This window comes from Sphingomonas sp. Leaf230, from assembly GCF_001421745.1.
Classification (GTDB): Bacteria; Pseudomonadota; Alphaproteobacteria; order Sphingomonadales; family Sphingomonadaceae; genus Sphingomonas.
In genome coordinates, this window is the sequence record NZ_LMKW01000001.1 from 161,479 (window position 1) to 179,413 (window position 17,935).

Annotated in this window: 15 protein-coding genes; 8 read left to right on the forward strand and 7 right to left on the reverse strand. The window is 66.5% G+C overall.

The annotated features are described in order from the left end of the window. Positions 1-40: 40 nt before the first annotated feature. The 4 genes from ASE82_RS00770 to ASE82_RS00785 form a co-directional block, all read right to left on the reverse strand. Positions 41-634, reverse strand: coding sequence for a malonic semialdehyde reductase (locus ASE82_RS00770; protein ID WP_056057630.1), 594 nt, complete (start codon positions 632-634; stop codon positions 41-43). Further along, positions 634-1,206 (reverse strand): NifU family protein, encoded by a 573-nt coding sequence (locus ASE82_RS00775; protein ID WP_056057635.1) that lies wholly within the window; start codon positions 1,204-1,206, stop codon positions 634-636. Before ASE82_RS00775 ends, ASE82_RS00770 begins: the two co-directional genes overlap by 1 nt. A 178-nt stretch (positions 1,207-1,384) precedes the next feature. Next, a complete protein-coding gene (locus ASE82_RS00780) occupies positions 1,385-2,383 on the reverse strand; it encodes a patatin-like phospholipase family protein (RefSeq protein WP_056057637.1) in 999 nt (332 codons plus the stop codon). A 98-nt stretch (positions 2,384-2,481) separates the two neighbouring features. Then, entirely contained in the window at positions 2,482-3,219 is a 738-nt protein-coding gene (locus ASE82_RS00785) for an aspartyl/asparaginyl beta-hydroxylase domain-containing protein (protein ID WP_056059472.1), read from the reverse strand. A 297-nt stretch (positions 3,220-3,516) separates the two neighbouring features. Between ASE82_RS00785 and ASE82_RS00790 the strand changes: the two genes are divergently transcribed. Together ASE82_RS00790 and ASE82_RS00795 are read left to right on the forward strand one after the other, a co-directional pair. Further along, positions 3,517-6,429, forward strand: coding sequence for a M16 family metallopeptidase (locus ASE82_RS00790; RefSeq protein ID WP_056057640.1), 2,913 nt, complete (start codon positions 3,517-3,519; stop codon positions 6,427-6,429). Between the two features lie 107 nt (positions 6,430-6,536). Next, complete coding sequence (locus ASE82_RS00795; RefSeq protein ID WP_335337792.1) at positions 6,537-6,902, forward strand: endonuclease domain-containing protein; 366 nt, start codon at positions 6,537-6,539, stop codon at positions 6,900-6,902. Between the two features lie 12 nt (positions 6,903-6,914). Here the strand turns inward: ASE82_RS00795 and ASE82_RS00800 are convergent, their stop codons facing one another. From ASE82_RS00800 to ASE82_RS00810, 3 genes are all read right to left on the reverse strand, one after another. Then, entirely contained in the window at positions 6,915-8,702 is a 1,788-nt protein-coding gene (locus ASE82_RS00800) for an AMP-dependent synthetase/ligase (protein ID WP_056057648.1), read from the reverse strand. A gap of 163 nt (positions 8,703-8,865) precedes the next feature. Continuing rightward, entirely contained in the window at positions 8,866-10,602 is a 1,737-nt protein-coding gene (gene ggt / locus ASE82_RS00805; protein WP_056057650.1) for a gamma-glutamyltransferase, read from the reverse strand. 181 nt (positions 10,603-10,783) lie between these two features. Further along, complete coding sequence (locus ASE82_RS00810; RefSeq protein ID WP_056057653.1) at positions 10,784-11,809, reverse strand: quinone-dependent dihydroorotate dehydrogenase; 1,026 nt, start codon at positions 11,807-11,809, stop codon at positions 10,784-10,786. A gap of 299 nt (positions 11,810-12,108) precedes the next feature. On the opposite strand from ASE82_RS00810, the gene ASE82_RS00815 reads away from it, so the two are divergent. The 6 genes from ASE82_RS00815 (at position 12,109) to ASE82_RS00840 (ending at position 17,914) form a co-directional block, all read left to right on the forward strand. Further along, positions 12,109-12,537 (forward strand): SUF system Fe-S cluster assembly regulator, encoded by a 429-nt coding sequence (locus ASE82_RS00815; RefSeq protein ID WP_056057656.1) that lies wholly within the window; start codon positions 12,109-12,111, stop codon positions 12,535-12,537. A 130-nt stretch (positions 12,538-12,667) separates the two neighbouring features. Beyond that, positions 12,668-14,158, forward strand: coding sequence for a Fe-S cluster assembly protein SufB (gene sufB / locus ASE82_RS00820; protein WP_056057660.1), 1,491 nt, complete (start codon positions 12,668-12,670; stop codon positions 14,156-14,158). 151 nt (positions 14,159-14,309) lie between these two features. Then, positions 14,310-15,053: a Fe-S cluster assembly ATPase SufC gene (sufC, locus tag ASE82_RS00825; RefSeq protein WP_056057662.1), complete on the forward strand. Its 744-nt coding sequence runs from the start codon at positions 14,310-14,312 to the stop codon at positions 15,051-15,053. A 2-nt stretch (positions 15,054-15,055) separates the two neighbouring features. Continuing rightward, the gene (locus ASE82_RS00830; RefSeq protein ID WP_056057664.1) at positions 15,056-16,129 is read left to right on the forward strand and encodes a SufD family Fe-S cluster assembly protein; all 1,074 of its coding nucleotides are present in this window, start codon (positions 15,056-15,058) and stop codon (positions 16,127-16,129) included. A 112-nt stretch (positions 16,130-16,241) separates the two neighbouring features. Next, positions 16,242-17,456: a cysteine desulfurase gene (locus tag ASE82_RS00835; protein ID WP_056057667.1), complete on the forward strand. Its 1,215-nt coding sequence runs from the start codon at positions 16,242-16,244 to the stop codon at positions 17,454-17,456. Next, entirely contained in the window at positions 17,453-17,914 is a 462-nt protein-coding gene (locus ASE82_RS00840) for an SUF system Fe-S cluster assembly protein (protein ID WP_056057670.1), read from the forward strand. The genes ASE82_RS00835 and ASE82_RS00840 overlap by 4 nt, the downstream gene beginning before the upstream one ends. Positions 17,915-17,935 lie beyond the last annotated feature (21 nt).

Below are 17,935 nucleotides of genomic sequence, written 5' to 3' on the forward strand. Positions count from 1 at the left end.
CCTCACCCAACCCTCTCCCCGAGGGGGAGAGGGCTATTTATCAAGCGATGCTGTTGAACTTCGCGAAATCGGGGCGGGGCGAGCGGGCGTAGATCGTCGCGGGGTCGCCGTGGCCGAGCGTCGAGATGAAGTTGGTCCGCACCGCAGGCGTGTCGTGGAAGAACGCCGCATCGACCTTGCCCGCGTCGAAGCCCGACATCGGCCCGGTATCGAGCCCGAGCATCCGCGCCGCTATGATGAAATACGCGCCCTGCAACGTCGAGTTGCGGAACGCGGACGCCTCGCGCAGTTCGGCGTTGCCGTCGAACCACGACTTGGCGTCAGCGTGCGGGAACAGCTCGGGCAGGTGTTCGTGGAAATTGGTGTCCATGCCGATGATCACCGACACGGGGGCATTGAGGATCTTCGGCTGGTTCTGCGCGCTACACGCGTCGGCCAGCTTCTGCTTGGCCTCGTCGCTGGTCACCCAGATCAGGCGCGCGGGGAGCTGGTTGGCCGATGTCGGGCCCCACTTCATGAGGTCCCAGATCGCGTGCAGTTCGGACTCGGCGACCGGCTGGTCGGTGTAGCCGTTATAGCTGCGGGCATCGCGGAAGACGGCGTCGAGGACGGTGTCGTCGAGTTTCTGACGCATCAGACGGCTCTCACTTCGGTGACTTCGGGGACGTAGTATTTTAACAGCTGCTCGATGCCGTTCTTCAGCGTCGCGCTCGAAGACGGGCAGCCGGCGCAGGCGCCCTGGAGCTGGAGGAACACCTTGCCCTTGTCGAAGCCGCGATAGACGATGTCGCCGCCGTCGTTTGCCACTGCAGGCCGCACGCGCGTGTCGATCAGTTCGCGGATCTGCGCGACGATGTCGGCGTCTGCGGGGTCGTCACATAGCGCCGGCTCGTCCGACGGCACCGAGAAGCCGGCGCGCGCGGGCTTGAACAGCGGCATCGCGGCGGAGAAGTGATCGAGCAGGATCGCTAGCACGTCGGGCTTCAGGTCAGACCAGGCGGTGCCGGGCGCGGCGGTGACCGAGACGAAATCGCGGCCGAAGAACACGCCGGTGACGTCGCCGAGACCGAAGATCGCGTCGGCGAGCGAACTCACCTCGGCTTCCTCTGGGGTGGCGAAGTCGCGCGTGCCGGCTTCCATGACGGTGCGTCCCGGGAGGAACTTCAGCGTCGACGGGTTGGGAGTGGATTCCGTTTCGATGAGCATGAGGGGCATGTGGCCCGAAGGGCGCGGGGGATCAAGCGCGGAACGGGAAACGGTTTCTTTCGGGGGGTGAGGGCATTCCGGCTACCTCATTCGCGCCGGTACTGCGCTCCGGCTGTCCGACAGCGCGATCCATGGAAATTGCGTCAAGGGCTTACGCTGCGAGCGGTAGCGGCGGACCTCACCGCTTGGTCCGTAGCTTCTCGGCCCAGCGGGTGAGCATTGCATCGTTGGCGACGATCCAGTCCTCGGCCAGCGTGGTGAGAGCGGCGAGATACGCGGCACTCGAATTGTCCAGTCCGCCATCACCAGGGGGCAGCGCAAAATCGGCGCGGTCATACGCGGCGATGTCCAGCCGTCGGGCCTGATAGGAGATCGTGCTGGAGCTCGCCTGCATCAGGATCGAGAAGATCGGCACGCCCCGGAACGGGTTCACCCAGCCGAGGAACGACCAGTTCCGCGCGGAGGGATAGGGGCGATCGGACCGGCCCGTACCCAGCGACAGGATCTCGATGTCGCCGAGATGCCAGCCGAGCTTGCGCCCCTCGATGATCGCCGCGATCGTCGGATCATTGGCGAACACGCCGCCATCGACCATCAACAGATCCGGTTCCACCTTGGTGGGATCGTCGATCGCCGCCGGTTTGAAGAACGTGGGCGCCGCCGATGTCGCGCGTGCGGCGATATGTAGCAGGAAAACCCGCTCGGGGATGCCGGGCTTCCGGTTATAGTCGGGGCCGCCGGCCATAAACACTGCCTTGCGCGCCAGCAGGTCATACGCCGGAATGACGATATTCGTCAGCGCGTCGCGCGTCGTCACGCGTGTGCCGATCCGCGCCGCCAGGATCCGCTCGAGCGGCCGGGCGCTATAGGGCCAGCCCGGTACGCGAAGGGGTATGCCGAAGATGTGCGGGAATATCCGCTTGCTCTCGTTGCGGTAGAGATCGACGAGGTCGCTTGCAGTGCAGGCGGCCTTTTTCGGATCCGCATCGCTGGGGGCGGTGAGGCCGGCGGCGATGATTCCACCGGTCGACGTGCCGGCGATCAGATCGAAACAGTCGTGCAGTGGCCGGCCGATCCGGCGCTCCAGCTCGGCAAGGATCAGCGCGGGGATCAGTCCGCGCGTCCCGCCGCCATCGATCGTCAGGATGAATCTCGGTCTCGCACGATCACTGTCCACGACGCCTTCTCCCACTGCTGGGCCGAGCGTATCAGTAGACGACCGCAACGACGTCCGGAGATCGGTCCGGATCGGTGCAACCTCTCACGCGGGATCGCTCAGACGTCGAGCTGTTTCACCGCGGCGTTCCAGCTGCCGATGTTGCGGACCGCGTCCTGGACAAAGGCGGAGCGGCGAACGACGCCCAGGAACAGGTCGGCGATCCACTTGCCGGGGTTGCGCAGGGGGCGCTCGAACTGGATCAGCAACACGACGCGGGTGCCGGTCGTGTCGTTCCAGACCTCGTGCTGGTAGGTGTCGTCGAATACGAGCGTCTCGCCTTCCGCCCAGCGGACCGTGCGGTCGTGGACGCGCATGCGGACGTCGCCGTCGCGCGGCACGATCAGGCCGAGGTGGCAGGTGATGAGGCCCTTGGTCACGCCGCGGTGCTCGGGGATGTGCGTGCCCGGCGCGAGGATCGAGAAGAACGCGCTGTTGAGGCCGGGAATGCGCGCAACGGCTGCTGCGGTATGTGGGCAGCGCGCGAGGCTCTCCACGATCGGGTAGCCGTAGCCATACAGGAAGAATGAGCGCCATTTGTCGACCTCGGCGATCGAGCGGTGGTCTGGCGAGATCGTCGCGAGGCTGGGTGATGCTTCGCCTTGCAGCGCGACGCGGACGGCCTCGTCGCGGATCGCGGCCCAGTTCTCGCGCAGGCCCGCCGTCCAGGCGAAGTCGCGGACGTCGAGCACCGGATCATTGGCGACCAGCGAGGACGAGGCGATCATGCGATCGAACACGCCACGCAAGTGCTTGCCGACGCGGATGATCAGTGGGCGGTTGGCTTCGGCGACCATCGGCACGCCGGGTTTGGGCGCGCCGGATATGATTTTCAGATCGGGCACCCGGGCGCCGCGGTGTGCTGCCGGCCCGCCCGAATCCCGCCACAATGAACACTGTCCCAGTTCGTGGCCCAGTTCGTGCCCCAGTTCGGCTTCGACCGTCATCTCTACCCTGCATCCAGGCGCGCGGTGGCGCCGATCCCCTTGTTCGGACACGATATACCGGCAGTGTTGGACGAAATGATGGCACCGCGAGCCCGGCGCCGAGGCAGGGCACTGGCGAGCGACGCCCGCGACCGCTACAGGTGAACCATGGTGTCCTTTTCGCGCTTGTACCGCGCTCCCGTCCTCCTCCCGGTCATCCTCGGCCTCGCCATTCCGGCGAGCGGCCAGATGGCGACGCAGCAGGCCGTATCCACCCCTGCAAAGGAAGCGCCGACGCTTCCCGAGCTGCCGGGGATCGATACGACCGCGTGGCTGTACAAGGGCAGCGATCTCACGCGGGATCCGGAGTGGAAGTTCGGCGCGTTGCCCAACGGCATGCGCTTTGCGGTGCGCAAGAACGGCGTGCCGCCGGGCCAGGTGTCGGTGCGCGTGCGGATCGATGCGGGGTCGCTGAACGAGACCGACAGCGAGCGGGGCTTCGCGCATTTCATCGAACATCTGTCGTTCCGCGGTTCGGAATACGTGCCGGATGGTGAGGCGAAGCGCGTGTGGCAGCGGTTCGGGGCGACCTTCGGGTCTGATACCAACGCGCAGACGACGCCGACTTCGACCACCTTCAAGCTCGACCTTCCGTCGGCGACCGAAGCGGGCCTCGACGAGAGCCTGAAGATCATGTCTGGCATGATGGAGAAGCCGGTCATCACCGACGCCTCCGTTACCGCCGAGCGGCCGGTCGTGCTGGCCGAACAGCGCGAGCAGCCGGGGCCGCAGGTGCGGTTCGGCGATGCGATCCGCGCGACGTTCTTCGCCGGGCAGCCGCTCGCGGATCGCTCGCCGATCGGCAACATCAAGACGCTCGAGGCGGCTACTGGTGCGACCGTGAAGGCGTTTCACGATCGCTGGTATCGGCCGGAAAACACCGTCGTCATCATCTCGGGCGACATGGATCCGGCGCTGTTCGGGCGGCTGATCGTCAAGAACTTCGCGGACTGGAAGGGCATCGGGCCGTTCGTGCCGGCGCCCAGCTTCGGCAAGCCCGATCCGAAGGCGCCGGTCTCCGCGACGATCGCCGAGCCGGCTATTCCTGCGGTGGTGACACTCGGCGTGGTGCGGCCTTGGGAGTATAAGGACGACACCGCGATCATGAACCAGAAGCGGCTGGTCGACGTGCTCGCGACGCGGCTGATCAGTCGTCGTCTGGAAACGCGGGCGCGTGCGGGCGGGAGTTTCCTGCAGGCGGGCGTGTCGATCGACGACGTGTCGCGATCGGCGAACCTGACCAGCGTCAACATCGTGCCGATCGGCACCGACTGGGAAGCGGCGTTGAAGGACGTCCGCGCGGTGATCGCCGATGCGCAGACCAACGCGCCGAGCCAGGCCGAAGTCGACCGCGAATATGCCGATTTCGACACGATCATGCGGACCAGCGTCGAGACCGCCAAGGTCGAGGCGGGCTCGAAGCAGGCGGACGACATGGTCGGTGCGCTCGACATCCGCGAGACCGTGGCCGGGCCCGAGACGTCGTACAAGATTTTGCAGGACGCCAAGGCGAAGGGCATGTTCACGCCTGCCACGCTGCTCGCATCGAGCAAGGCGATTTTCGAGGGCACGGCTACGCGCGCCCTCGTGAATACGCAGACGCCCGATGCCGGGGCTGCGAACAAATTGGCGACCGCTTTGAAGGCTGACGTATCGGGGCTTGCCGGCAAGCGTCGTGCGCAGGCTGCGGTCGACTTCTCGAAGCTGCCGTCGCTCGGCAAGCCGGGTGTCGTCGCGAGCCGCGAGAAGATTACGGCGTTCGACATGGAGCAGGTGAACTTGGCCAACGGGACGCGCGTGCTGCTGTTCCCGAACGCGGGCGAGACCGGGCGCGTGTATGTGCGCGTGCGGTTCGGTGGCGGTTATACGGCGATCCCGTCGAACCGGCCGACGCCGGCGTGGGCGGGTGATCTCGCTCTGGTGGCGGGGGGTATCGGCAAGCTCGACCAGGGCGATCTCGACCAGCTGACGGCGGGGCGGCGGATCGGGCTCGACTTCGGGATCGACGACGATGCCTTCACGCTGAGCGCGATCACGTCGCCGGCGGATTATGCCGATCAGTTGCGACTGATGGCGGCGAAACTCGCGTTCCCGGCGTGGGATCCGGCACCGGTGGCGCGTGCACGCGTGGCAGCGCTGGCGGGGTTTGCGGGGTATGATTCGTCACCTGATGGCGTGTTGTCGCGGGACCTCGAAGGTCTGCTGCGGGCAGGCGATCCGCGTTGGGGTACGCCGTCGAAACCGACCGTCGAGGCGCTGAATGCGAAGGACTTTCGCGCGTTCTGGGAGCCGATCCTGAAGACCGGACCGATCGAGGTCTCGATCTTCGGCGACGTGAAGACCGAGGATGCGATCGCTGCAGTGGCGAAGTCGTTCGGGGCGATGAAGCCGCGGACGGCGGTGTCGACGGTCGGGGCGCCGGTTGGCTTCCCGGCGCATAACGCGACGCCGGTGATGCGGGCGCATACCGGGCCTGAGAACCAGGCGGCGGCTGTGATCGCGTGGCCGACGGGTGGCGGGATCGACAACATCGTCGAGGCGCGGCGTCTCGACGTGCTGGCGCAGGTGTTCAGCGACCGCCTATTCGAACGGTTGCGGCAGGCGGCGGGCGCGAGCTACAGCCCGAACGTGTCGAGGCAGTGGCCTGTCGGGATGAACACCGGCGGGCGGATGGTCGCGATCGGGCAGGTGGCGCCGGACAAGGTGTCGTTCTTCTTCCAGATCGCGCGGCAGATTGCGGCGGAGCTGGTGTCGACGCCGATCGCGGCGGACGAGCTGGACCGGATTAAGAAGCCGATGGGGCAGTATATCCTGCGCGCCTCGACCGGGAACCAGTTCTGGTTGCAGCAGCTCGGCGGGGCGACGTTCGATCCGCGGCGGATCGCGGCTACGCAGCGGATCGCGAGCGATCTGGTGGCGACCACGCCGGTGGAGTTGCAGGCGACGGCGGCGAAGTATCTGCGGCCGGAGAAGGATTGGACCATGGCCGTGGTGCCGGCTGCGACTTCGGCGAAGAAGTAGCCGGACCTTCCTTCTGCTCCCCTCCCTGAAAGGGAGGGGTCGGGGGTGGGTTGCCGTCCGTAACACGATCGGCCAGCCTGTCGCGTATGGCCCGCGTTGTACCTTTGATGACTATCCGCGCTCGCTCGTTGCGGACGCATGCGACGGAGACCGAGCGTCTGATTTGGCACAGGCTGAGCGGTGTCCGCCCCCGCTTCACGCGGCAGTTCGTGGTCGGGCACTGCATCATCGATCTCGCCTGTCGCAGTGTGAAGCTGGCAATCGAGTTCGATGGAAGCCAGCATATTGGCTCGCAGTCAGATATCGAGCGAACTGCTTTCCTTGAAGGACTCGGGTGGCGCGTGATCCGGTTCTGGAATTCTGACGTTGCTATAAACCCGGACGGCGTCGCCGAGGTGATCTTGGCGAAGGTCGGTGGGACTCACGGGCCTACCCACCCCCGACCCCTCCCTTTCAGGGAGGGGAGCAGATAGGCAGCCGGGCGCTCAGCTTTTGTACAGCGCGTCCAGCCTCTCGCCGTAGGCCTGTTTCAGGACGTGGCGGCGGATCTTCAAACTCGGCGTCAGTTGCTCGTTCTCGATCGTGAACGGACCATCCGCAAGCACGAACCGCCGCACCCGCTCTGTCACCGTCAGGTCCTTGTTCACCCGCTCGACCGCGTGGCCGATCGCCGTGCGGAACTCGCTGTTCTCCGCCAGTCGCGCGAAGCTGCACGCGTCGCCGTTCTTGGCGCACCATTCCTGCGTCCATTCCGGATCGGGCACGATCAGCGCCACCATGTAGGGCCGCTTGTCGCCGGCGATCATCGCCTGCGCGATCTCGGGCTGGAGCGTGAGCATCCCCTCGACCTTCTGCGGGGCGACGTTCTCGCCCTTGTCGTTGATGATCAGGTCTTTCTTGCGATCGGTGATGCGGATCCGGCCGCGGTCGTCGATCTCGCCGATGTCGCCGGTGTGAAGCCAGCCGTCCTTGAGCACTTTCGCGGTCTCGGCGTCGTTGCGCCAATAGCCGTGCATGACGAGTTCGCCGCGGACCAGGATCTCGCCGTCCTCGGCGATGCGGACCTCGGTGTCCTTGAGCGCGGGGCCGACCGAGTCCATGCGGACGCCGGCGTTGGGGCGGTTGCAGGAGATGACGGGCGCGGCCTCGGTCTGGCCATAGCCTTGCAGGAAGGTGAGGCCGAGTGCCTCGAAGAACAGGCCTACCTCGGGGTTGAGCGGCGCGCCGCCGGAGATCATCGCTTTCAACCGGCCGCCGAACTTTTTCGAGATCTTCGGCTTGAAGAGGGTGGCGACGGCAGCCTGCATCGGGCGGTCGATCAGCCGCAGGCGGCCGGCGTAGCGCTTGCCGCCGATGTCGAGCGCTTGGCGCAGGAGGTAGGCCGAGGCGCCGCCCTGTTTCTCGATCGTCTTCGAGATGCGCGTGCGGAGGACTTCGAACAGGCGGGGGACGACGAACATGATCGTCGGGCGCGTCTCTTCGATGTTGGCGGCGAGCTTCTCCAGGCCTTCCGCGTAGTAGATCTGGCCGCCGAGCGAGATCGGGAAATGCTGGCCGCCGGTGTGTTCGTAGGCATGGCTTAGGGGCAGGAAAGACAGGAAGACCTCGTCGTCCCAGCCGAAATCCTCGGAGATCACTGAGGCGCAACCGGCGCAATTGTGGAGGATCGCGCCGTGGTGCTGCATCACGCCGCGTGGCGCGCCGCCGGTGCCCGAGGTGTAGATGATGCACGCGAGGTCCTCGCGTTCGAAGTCAGCGCGGGCGGCGGCGGTCTCGGGGGCGGTCTGGTGCGCGGCGATCAGTGCGTGCCAGTTGTGGAAGTCGATCGAGGCGGGGACCTTCATGTCCTCGAGCCCGATCACCGTGTGCGCCTGGTTCGAACGGAGGACCGCGGGGAGGAGCGTCTTCGCGAGCTTCGCGGTCGAGACGATGATCGCGCAGGCACCGGCATTCTCGATGATGTGGAGGTGATCGCGCTCGGTGTTGGTGACGTAGGTCGGCACCGTGATGCAGCCGGCGGCCATGATCGCGAGGTCGCTGAGGCACCATTCGGGGCGGTTCTCGGCGACCAGCATGACGCGGTCGCCGCGCTTGAGGCCGATCGCGGTGAGCGCGGTGGCGAGGCTGGCGACCTGGCGTGCGGCTTCGGCCCAGCTGGTGGCGACCCAGGTGCCGCCCGTCTTGGTCCATAGGAACGGGGCGTCGCCTTTCTCCGCGGCGCGCGTGAAGAACATCGTGACGAGGTTCGGGAAGCGTTCGAGCTGGCGGGCCATTGTCTCTCCTGACGTGCTCTGCGAGCTTGCCTTGGCGGGGGTGCTCGATCTTTGGGGTGGTATAGCCCGTCGGCGTGTCACGCTCCAAGCTTGTTTCCCCGCGAAGGCGGGGACCCAGTCTGGGCTCCCGCCTTCGCGGGAGAACAAGGGGGCAGAACGCGGCTTACTCCGGTGCGCGCTGAAGGGCGCCGACGCGCTGGATCTTGGTGACGGTACCGTCCTCCGCGATCGCGACACCTTCGCTGCGGGGGTCTGCTGCGCCGACCCATTTGCCGCCTACGCGCTCGATCGCGTTTGCCTTGAGGCCTAGCGCTGCGACCTGGACCGTCTCGCCTAGCGCTTGCAACGAGGGAACCATCCCTTCGCGCTCTGTGCCCTTTTCGGCGGCGGCGACGTGGCCGGGCGCGTAGAGCAGGCCGAGCGCGATCGAGTCCTGCGCGGACAGCTTCCAGTCGACCACGCCGATGATCGCCTTCGCCACCTGCGCGATGATCGTCGAGCCACCGGCTGCGCCGACCGCGAGGCGAACCTTGCCGTCGGGGCCGTAGACGATCGTCGGCGACATCGAACTGCGTGGGCGTTTGCCACCCTCGACGCGGTTGGCGACAAGCGCGCCGTCCTTCTCGGGGACGATGTCGAAATCGGTCAGCTGGTTGTTGAGCACGGTGCCGTCGACCGTCAGGCCCGAGCCGAAATAGCCTTCGACGGTGGTGGTCACCTCGACGACGTTGCCGCGCGCGTCGACGGTGGCGATGTCGGTGGTGCCGGCGACTTCGCTGACCGGCGCGCGGGTGCGGGCAGGGGCGCCGGGGGGCGAGCCTGCCGCCACGTTCGTCATCGTCGTGGTGGGGGAGATCAGCGCCGAGCGCGAGGCCAGATACTTGGTATCGAGCATGCCTTGCACCGGCACGCGGACGAAGTCGGGATCGCCGACGTACAGGTCGCGGTCGGCATAGGCGAGGCGCGAGGATTCGGCGAACAGGTGCCAGGCTTGGGCGCTGTTCTTACCTAGCCCGGCCATGCCGAAGCGTTCGAGCTGTTTCAGGATCATCAGCACGGTGATGCCGCCGGACGAGGGCGGGCCCATCCCGCAGACGCGGTAGACGCGGTATTTTACGCAGACCGGTGGGCGCGATTTCGCGTCGTAGCTGGCGAGGTCGCCGAGCGTCATCTTCGACGGATTGCGCGCGGCGGTGTTGACCGCGGTGACGATCTTCTGCGCCTCGGGACCGACATAGAAGCTGTCGGGGCCTTGGGTGGCGATGCGCTGGAGGAGTGCTGCTTGGGCGGGGTTCTTGATCGTGGCGCCGATCGCGATCGGTGAGCCGTCGGGGGCGGAGAAGAGCCGCCGCGTCTCGGGCGTGATGTGGTCGCCGTATGCCTTCATGCCGTTGACGAGGCGCGGCGAGGCCTGGAAGCCGTTGGTCGCGAGGCGGATCGCGGGCGCGAACAATTGCGCCCAGGGGAGCTTGCCCGAGGTCCGGTGCGCCAGTGCCATGCCGCGGAGCGCGCCGGGGACGCCGACGCTGCGGCCGCCGGGGACGGCGTCGGCGTGACTCAGCGGCGTGCCGTCGGGGGCGTAGAACCAATGCGCGTCGGCGGCCGCGGGAGCCTCTTCGCGCGCATCGATCGTGCTGAGCGCGCCGCCCGCCGCGTGGGAAATCCAGAAGCTGCCGCCGCCGATGCCCGAGCTTTGCGGTTCGACGACGTTGAGGGCTAGCATGGTGGCGATGGCGGCGTCGGTGGCGCTGCCGCCGGCGCGGAGGATCTCGACGCCGGCGGCGGCCGCGCGAGGGTCTGCGGCGCTGACCATGCCCTGCTCTTTGGTTGGGGCGGGTTGGCGCGCCTCTACGGTGGCGGTGGGAACGAGGAGGGCGAGCGCTAGGAGAGAGGTCTTCATCGAGCGCGAGCCTAGCGTGGTTCGGACATGAGGCAACCCGTCTCGCAACCTTGCAATCCTCCCCCGCCAGGGGGAGGTGGCGCCGAAGGCGACGGAGGGGGAGGACACGGAACAGCGGTTACTCTTGCCGCCCCCTCCGTCTGGCGAGTGCCAGCCACCTCCCCCTTGCGGGGGAGGATCGTTAGGCGTCTACGCCTACCGCGTCGGCGACCGAGGCGAAGCCGTCGCGCGTTAGCAGCGCGTCCAGTTCGCGGAGGATGCGGGCGGGGAGGCTGGGGCCTTCGTACACCAGCGCAGTGTAGAGCTGGACGAGGCTCGCACCGGCGCGGAGGCGGACATAGGCCTCGGCGCCGCTGTCTACGCCGCCGACCGAAATCAGGGGGATCGCTGCGCCGGTTGCCTTGCGGAAGTCCGACAGGCGTTGGCGGGCTAGCGGGACCAGCGGCGCGCCCGACAGGCCGCCGGTTTCCTGGGCATTGGCCGAGCGCAGGCCGGGGCGGGAGATCGTCGTGTTGTTGACGATCAGCGCGTCGATGCGGTTGTCGATCGCGGCGCGGGCGATGTCGTCGATGTCGGCGGGTTCGAGGTCGGGGGCGACCTTTAGGAAGATGGGCGTGGTGCCCTTGGCGGCGGTGCAGGCGGCGAGGAGGTCGCGGAGCGCTGCGCCGTGCTGGAGGTCGCGCAGGCCGGGGGTGTTGGGGGAGCTGATGTTGATGGTGATGTAGTCGGCGTGCGGCGCGGCTCGGGTGACGCCGTGGACGTAGTCGGCGGTGCGATCCGACGCGTCCTTGTTCGCGCCGACGTTGATTCCGAGAACGCCGTTCCGCTTTGCGCTCTGTGCCCGGGGAAGCGCGCCATCGAGGCCGCCGTTGTTGAAGCCCAAACGGTTGATCACCGCACGGTCTTCAGGAAGGCGGAAGATGCGGGGTTTGGGGTTGCCGGACTGCGCGAGCGGCGTGAGCGTCCCGATCTCGACGCTGCCGAAGCCCAGCCCGAAGAAGCCGTCGATCGCGCGGCCGTCCTTGTCGACCCCTGCTGCCAGTCCGACCGGGTTGGGGAAGGCGATTCCCGCCACGGTCGTCGCGAGCCGCGGTACGCTGGGGGCGAGTGGCGTGCCGGCCTTCCCCCATGCGGCAAGCGCGGCGATGGTGAGAGTATGCGCGCGCTCGGCGTCGAGACGGAAGAGGATCGGGTGGTAGAAGGCCATGCGCGTCGTCCTTGCTCCTTCCACTGGTCGGGAAGGGTCATTCTTGCCCCCCTCCCTGGAAGGGAGGGGCTGGGGGTGGGTTGGTCCGTTGGCTGGTGCTCCCTGACGTCAGCAGCCGACCCACCCCCGACCCCTCCCTTCCAGGGAGGGGGGAAGTCAAGCTTTCGGGCCTTACGCGATGCACAAAACCCGCCCCCAGTTGCGAGTCGTTAGCACCGCCCGGCGGGTTGACGATGCACTGCACAAAGCCCATTTGACCAATCGGATCATATCGGTCCGATTGGACTTTCGAAGCCACCATGCGTCTTTCCAGCCTTGCCGACTATGCGGTCGTGATGATGAGCGCCGCGGCGCGTCATTGCGGCGGTATCGCGCGGCTGAACGCGACGCTGCTCGCCGAGGAGACCGGCGTGCCGCTGCCGACCGTGCAGAAGCTGGTGAGCCGGCTTTCCGCTGCCGGGCTGATCGAGAGCACGCGGGGCACCGGCGGCGGCTTTCGCCTGTCGCGTCCGCCCGCGATGATCTCGCTCGCCGACATCATCGAGGCGGTCGAAGGGCCGATCGCACTGACGTCGTGTGTCGATGGTGCATCGCAAGATTGCTGCGTCGAGCAGACGTGCAAGGTGAAGCCGCACTGGAACGCCGTCAACGGCGCGGTCCGTGGTGCGCTCGCCGGCGTGTCGCTCGCCAGCCTTTCGCAAACCCCGGTTTTACAGGTGCCCGCATGAAGAACACATCGCGCGCAGCGCTTCACCTTTTCCTCCGCGTCTCCGCGTCTCCGCGTGAATCAGTTTTGTTCACGCGGAGACGCGGAGACGCGGAGATTTTAGAGAGCCGCTTTGCGGCCGAGGACAGATAATGGCTACCCGGAACGCAGAGGCCTATGCCGCCGCGAACAAGACGTACGAGTGGGGCTTCTCCTCGGACATCGAACAGGAATTCGCGCCCAAGGGTCTTTCGGAAGACACGGTGCGCTTCATTTCCGCCAAGAAGGGCGAACCGCAGTGGATGCTTGACTGGCGGCTGAAGGCGTTCGCGTTGTGGCAGACGATGGAGGCGCCCGACTGGTCGAAGCTCAACGTGCCGCCGATCGATTACCAGGACGCGTATTATTACGCGGAGCCCAAGGCGAAGCCGAAGCTCGGGTCGCTCGACGAGGTCGATCCGGAGATCCTGCGCGTCTACGAGAAGCTCGGCATTCCGATCGGCGAGCAGAAGATGCTGGCGGGCGTGGTCGAGGATCCGCTGAACGAGGACGGCACGCCCAAGCGCCGCGTCGCAGTCGATGCGGTGTTCGACAGCGTCTCGGTCGCGACCACGTTCCGCAAGGAGCTTGAGGCCGCGGGCGTGATTTTCCGCTCGATCTCCGAGGCGATCAAGGAATATCCCGATCTCGTCCGGAAGTGGCTCGGCAAGGTCGTGCCGCAGCGCGATAACTATTTCGCGACGCTGAACTCGGCGGTCTTCTCCGACGGGACGTTCGTCTATATCCCGGAGGGCGTCCGCTGCCCGATGGAGCTGTCGACCTACTTCCGCATCAACGCGGAGAATACCGGGCAGTTCGAGCGCACGCTGATCGTGGCCGACAAGGGCTCGTACGTCTCGTATCTCGAGGGCTGCACCGCGCCGATGCGCGACGAGAACCAGTTGCATGCCGCCGTGGTCGAACTGGTCGTGCTCGACGATGCCGAGATCAAATATTCGACCGTGCAGAACTGGTATCCGGGCGACGAGAACGGCGTCGGCGGGATCTACAACTTCGTCACCAAGCGCGCGCTGTGCCAGGGCAAGAACTCGAAGGTCAGCTGGACCCAGGTCGAGACCGGCAGCGCGATCACGTGGAAATACCCGTCGTGCGTGCTGCTCGGCGATGGCTCGGTCGGCGAGTTCTATTCGGTTGCGGTGACGAACAATCGCCAGCAGGCCGATACCGGCACGAAGATGATCCACCTTGGCAAGAACACGCGTTCGACGATCGTGTCGAAGGGGATTTCGGCGGGGCGTTCGGACAACACGTATCGCGGGCTGGTGCGCGTCGCGCCGACGGCGGAGGGTGTACGCAACTTCACGCAATGCGACAGCCTGCTGCTCGGCGACCAGTGCGGCGCGCATACCGTGCCGTATATCGAGGTCCGCAACCCGTCCGCGCAGATCGAGCACGAGGCGACGACGTCGAAGATCTCCGAGGACCAGCTGTTCTACGCGATGTCGCGGGGGCTGGATCAGGAGGCGGCGGTGGCGCTGATCGTGAATGGGTTTGCGCGGGAGGTGCTGCAGCAGCTGCCGATGGAGTTCGCGGTGGAAGCGCAGAAGCTGCTCGGGATTTCGCTGGAAGGCTCCGTGGGGTGACACGCCCCCTTTCGTCATTCCCGCGAAGGCGGGAATCCACTCCGCCTTTCGCGCATGCGGATGGGTGGATTCCCGCCTTCGCGGGAATGACGGGGTAGGATTGGCGTAATTGGCGCCTCGTATTTAGAGATTTGGAATTGGGCTACATTCGATGCTGAAAATTGAAAACCTCCACGCCGAGATCGACGGCAAGGAAATCCTCAAGGGCTTGTCCCTGACCGTAAACGCGGGCGAGGTGCACGCGATCATGGGGCCGAACGGGGCGGGCAAGTCGACGCTGGGCTATGTGCTCGGCGGACGGCCCGGTTACGAGGTCACCGCGGGCTCGGTGACGTTCGACGGCGTCGACCTGCTCGAGCTGGAGGCGCACGAGCGCGCCGCGGCGGGCGTGTTCCTAGGCTTCCAGTATCCGGTCGAGATCCCTGGCGTGTCGAACGTCCAGTTCCTGCGCGAGGCGCTCAACGCCCAGCGCGCGACCCGGGACGAGAAGCCGCTGTCGGGCGGCGAGTTCCTGAAGCTCGCGCGCGGGCAGGCGGATCTGCTCGGCATGGACTACGATATGCTCAAGCGGCCGGTGAACGTCGGCTTTTCGGGCGGCGAGAAGAAGCGCAACGAGATGGTCCAGATGGGCATCGTCAACCCGAAGTTCGCGATCCTCGACGAGACCGATTCGGGGCTCGACATCGATGCGCTGCGCGTCGTCGGCGACGGCATCAACCGCATCATGCGCGCGCCCGACAAGGCGGTGCTGCTGATCACGCATTACCAGCGGCTGCTCGACTACGTGGAGCCGGACTTCGTCCACGTGCTGGCGGACGGCAAGATCGTCCGCTCGGGCGGCAAGGACCTCGCCAAGCAGCTCGAGAGCGAAGGCTATGTGGGGATCGCCGCGTGACGATGCTGCTCGACCTTCCCTCGACGCGCGAGGAATCGTGGCGCTGGGGTGATCCGGCGGCGATTGCGGCGGCGGCCGGACTGCCGCGCGGCGCCGCGCTGGACGCGGATGCGTGGTTTATGGACCTGCCGGGTGCGCGGGCGCTGTTCGTCGATGGCGTGCTGGATCAGGGTCGAAGCGATCTGCGCCATGTCACGATGACGGCGATCCATGGCGGCGAGCATGCGCTTGGTCGTCGCACCACGGGTAGCGGTTGGTCGATACAAGTCGAGGCGAACGCCGGCGTAGAGCTTCTCCAGATCGTCCACATCGCGACCGGTGGTGAGAACCAGCTTCCCGCCGAGATCGTGCTGGCCGATGGCGCGAGCGCTTCGGTGGTCGAGACCTATGTCGGCGCTGGCTGGTCGAACCGGTCGACGCGGATGGCGCTTGGCAAGGGTGCCAAGCTGACGCGGGCCGTGCGGTTGCTTCAGGCCGATGGCTTCGTGTCGTTGCGCGACGAGGTCGAGATCGGTGCTGAGGCGAGCCTGATCGTCACTGTGTTGGGCGCGGGCGATGCCGGGACGCGGATCGATGGGGCGATCACGGTAACGGGCGACGATGCGTTTGCCGAATATGGCGGCGCGTTGCTGACGCGGAACGACCAGCGGCAGGAGTGCGCGGTGTCGGTGCGGCATGCGGCGCTGAACGGGCAGAGCAAGCAGATCTGGCGTGCGGTCGCGGCGGACAAGTCGACCGCGAGCCTCGCTGCCCGGGTCGAGGTGGCGCGCGATGCGCAGAAGACCGACGGGGTGCAGTCGCTCCGCGGGCTGCTGTTGCAACGCACCGCGACGGTGAACCTGAAGCCCGAGCTGGAGATCTTCGCTGACGACGTGAAGTGCGCGCACGGCGCGACGGTCGGCGAACTCGACCAGCGCGCGCTGTTCTACATGCAGAGCCGCGGGATCTCGCATGCCAAGGCGCAGGCACTGCTCACGCGCGCATTCGTCGGCGATGCGTTCGTGCAGATTGTTGATGAGACGGTGCGCGAGGCTTTCGTGGCGGACGCCGATGCATGGCTGGAGCGTGCGTTGTGACACACCCACTCCGTCATGCCGGGCTCGTTCCGGCATCCACCGTTCCGCGTGCTCCTCAAGCGTTGGGTCAGGCCCAACGGTGGACCCCGGAACTCGTCCGGGGTGACGGGGTATGAGCGTGACGACCGAAACCCGTCCCCTGGATCGCCTGTCGGATTTCCCGGCGATCCCCAACGGCTGGGCGTATCTCGATACCGCCGCGACCGCGCAAAAGCCGCAGGTGGTGGTCGACGCGATCACGCGCGCTTATGGCGAGACTTACGCCACCGTGCACCGCGGCGTGTACCAGCGGTCCGCTGACATGACCGTCGCTTACGAAGCGGCGCGTAAGGCCGTGGCGCGGTTCATTGGCGCGGGATCGTCGGACGAGATCGTGTTCGTGCGCGGTGCTACCGAGGCTATCAATTTGGTAGCGACGTGCTGGGCCGGGACGCAGTTGAAGGCGGGCGACCGCATCCTGCTCTCCATGCTTGAGCATCACTCGAACATCGTGCCTTGGCAGATGATCGCGGAAGCGCGCGGCGTCGCGATCGACGTGTTGCCGTTGACCCCCGACCACCGCATCGATCTCGACGCGATGGAGCGGATGATCACGCCGGCGCACCAGCTGGTCGCGCTGGGGCATGTCTCGAACGTGCTCGGCTCGGTGCTCGACGCCAAGCGCGCGACCGAGATCGCGCATTCGGTCGGCGCGAAGATCCTGCTCGACGGGTGCCAGTCGGTGCCGCGGATCACGGTCGATGTTAAAGTGATCGGCTGCGATTTCTACGTGTTCTCCGGGCACAAGCTGTACGGGCCGACCGGGATCGGCGTGCTGTGGGCCAAGCCGGAATTGCTCGACGCGATGCCGCCGTACCAGGGTGGCGGATCGATGATCGACAAGGTGTCGTTCGCCAAAACCACCTACGCGCCGCCGCCGGGACGGTTCGAGGCGGGAACGCCGCATATCGTCGGTGCGCTCGGGCTGCATGCGGCGATCGAGTATGTCGAGAGCATCGGGCTCGACGCGATCCACGCGCACGAGACCGCGCTGGTGACGGCCACGCGCGAGGCGCTGTCGGGTATCAATTCGGTGCGCCTCTATGGCCCGGCGGACTCGGCGGGGATCGTGAGCTTCACGATCGAGGGGGTTCATCCGCACGACATCGGCACCATATTGGACGAGGAGCGCGTCGCTATCCGTGCCGGCCATCACTGCGCGCAGCCGTTGATGGGGGCGCTGGGCGTCGAGGCGACGGCACGCGCGAGTTTCGGCGTGTATAACGGGCCGGCGGACGTCGAGGCGCTGGTGCGCGGTATCGAGCGAGTAACGAGGATCTTCAAATGAGCGATCGGTTCGAGATCGAGGAAGTAGATGCGGTCGCATCGCCGCCCAAGGCGCGCGTCGTCATGGAGACGGACTCCGACGCGGAGCGCAAGCGCGATTATCTCGCGGGCTTCCTCGCGCAGAAGCCGCAGGTGGATTCGCCCGGCGAGCCCGGTGGCGCAGTGTACGATGCGATCATCGATGCGCTGAAGGAGATCTACGATCCCGAGATCCCGGTGAACATCTATGACCTGGGGCTGATCTACGGCGTCGAAGTGACCGAGGACGGGCACGCGGTGGTGGCGATGACGCTGACCACGCCGAACTGTCCGGTGGCGGAGTCGATGCCGGCGGAGGTCGAGATGCGGGTTGGGTCGGTGCCTGGCGTTGGGTTTGCGGAAGTGAATCTGGTCTGGGATCCGCCTTGGGATCCGCAGAAGATGTCGGACGAGGCGAAGCTCGAACTGGGCATGCTGTAATCATTCCCCTCCCGCTTGCGG